We start from the raw sequence: 2,081 nt of genomic DNA, 5'->3' as shown, positions 1-2,081 counted from the left end.
GCGGGACGGCGGCGATCAGCCCCGCGAGCGCCGCGATGGGGAGGAACCGCACGTCACGCCAGTTGGCGGGGTCGGACCAGAGGAGCCGTAGCCGCTGGTCCTCGGCGGCTTCCTCGCTGGTCTTGGAGTAGGAGTGGCCGTTCCACCAGTAGCCGGTGGACATCTCCAGCACCGGCACGGGCTCCTGGTAGCCGCCTGGGAGCACGACGCCCGTCCACCGTGCGACGAGGTGGCGGAAGACGCGGCAGAGCGGCCGGGCGAGCAGCAGCGTCCCGGCGGCCCACAGGATGACCGGCGCCGTCCACGCCCAAGGATTGCCGAACCGCCACATGCCCATCGCGATCCCGGCCCATCCGGCCGGGACCGGCAGGCCGGCGCCCGCGACCGCGCACGAGCGGAGGAACCCCGCGCAGGCGTCCTGCACCCACGACCCCAGTCGACGCATGACTCTTCCCCACTCCACGATCCCGCCCGCGGAACCGGACGTTACGGCTTGCAGCACCCACTTTGCACGTGACAAGCCGCGAAACGGGTCGAAGCGGGTCCCGAGTGGGGCCGGCCCCACCCATCCGTGCGTCCAGCCCCACCCCTGACGGAACGTGCGAAGGGAAGGCGGGGAACACGCGGCGGTTACGCGCGCAGGACGGCGAAGACCGTCTTGCCGTCTGGTTCGCGCCGGACGCCGTAGCGCTCGGAGAGGGCCGCGACGATCACCAGCCCGCGCCCGCCCAGGTCCTCCAGCTCCGGTGACCTGCGGCGCGGTTCGGCGGACGAGGGGTCCCGGACCTCGACCGTCACCGCGCCGGACCCGTCCGCGGCGACGGTCAGGCCGACGGTCGTCCCGGCCGCCGCCTTCACCGCGTTGGTCACCAGCTCGCACACGACCAGGCCGACGTCCTCGACCAGCAGCGTGGCGAAGCCGCGCGAGCCGAGCACGAGCTCGGCGGACTTGCGGGCCGTTCCGACGGCCGACGGCACGGCCGGATAGGTCATCGACAGCAGGATCTGCCGCGCGTTCATCGTCATGGTCGCCATCGCCTGCGTCCTCGGGCGCCGGTGCGGGGTTCGGCTGACTGACAGACAAGCGCGAGGGCCGGTCGCGGACAAGGGGACGGGAGTAGCCTCGAGTAGCCTCCCGAGGTCAGCGAGGACGTCAGCCATGGCACACCTTGACCTGGTCACCCACCCCTTGGCCTATGTCCGCCAGCAGCGCGGCTGGACGCAGGCGCACGTCGCCGCCCTGGTCGCCCGCGGCCGGAACATGGCGGCCTGGAAGCAGAAGGTCTACCGGTGGGAGCGGCGCGGCGTCCGGCCGGAGATCGGCGCGCAGCACGCCCTCGCCGAGGCCCTCGGCGTCCCGGCCCGGCTCGTCGAGGCCCATCCCTGGCCGGAGTGGCTGCTCTACTCCGACGGGGCGCACGTCACCGCCGCCTGGTCCGCCGACCACGCGAAGACCACCCTGGCGCGGACGGTGTCGGCGCTCACCGACCGGCGCGGGTTCCTGATCCTCAGCGGCTCGGCGATCGGCGCGCTCGCCGCGGCCTGGACCGAGCCCTGGCGGCTCGTCCCGCCGGACAAGGTCGCCCGGACGCTGGACGGCGGCCGCACCGACCACGAGCTGGTCTCGGCGATCGAGAAGCGGCTGGCGGACCTGTGGATCCTGGACGACCTGGTCGGCGGCGAGACCACCGCCCGGCTCGCGGTGAACGACCTGGAGCTGGTCACCGGCCTGCTGAACAACAGCTCCTACTCGCAGGCCGTGGAGCGGCGGCTGTTCCGGGTCGCCGGGGGGCTGTGCCGCCAGGCCGGCTGGGGCGCGTTCGACGGCGGCCGCCCGGCGGCGGCCGAACGCTACTGGCACGCCGGCCTCCGCGCCGCCCGCGAGGCGCGGGACGTCGACGGCGGCGTCTACATCCTGTCCAACATGGCGATGCAGCGCTTCTACGCGGGCGACGGGGCGGCGTCCCTGGCGCTGCTGGACGCGTCCCGGGCCTCCCGGGGACGCCTCAGCCGGACGGTGCTGGCGATGCTGGACACCTGGCAGGTGCGCGCCCACGCCAGGCTGGGGGAGCGGGTCCGGG

The 2,081-nt window shown here is 74.0% G+C and carries 2 protein-coding genes and 1 pseudogene; 1 reads left to right on the top strand and 2 read right to left on the bottom strand.

Features of this window, described 5'->3' with window-relative positions; translation table 11 throughout:
- A pseudogene (locus tag AB0J52_RS37725) lies at positions 1-445 on the bottom strand (sensor histidine kinase); the annotation flags it as partial.
- A 185-nt stretch (positions 446-630) separates the two neighbouring features.
- On the bottom strand, positions 631-1,035 hold the full coding sequence (locus AB0J52_RS37720) for an ATP-binding protein (protein WP_500187767.1): 405 nt from the start codon (positions 1,033-1,035) through the stop codon (positions 631-633).
- Between the two features lie 124 nt (positions 1,036-1,159).
- Between AB0J52_RS37720 and AB0J52_RS37715 the strand changes: the two genes are divergently transcribed.
- Positions 1,160-2,081 (top strand): NsdA family TPR-like regulatory protein (locus AB0J52_RS37715; RefSeq protein ID WP_500187766.1); only part of this gene is annotated, 922 nt, incomplete at its 3' end.

The sequence above is a fragment of the Spirillospora sp. NPDC049652 genome (assembly GCF_040675125.1).
Lineage (GTDB): Bacteria > Actinomycetota > Actinomycetes > Streptosporangiales > Streptosporangiaceae > Spirillospora.
The sequence above is the reverse complement of the archived record's forward strand: the minus strand, read 5'-3'. Positions and strand labels throughout refer to the sequence as shown.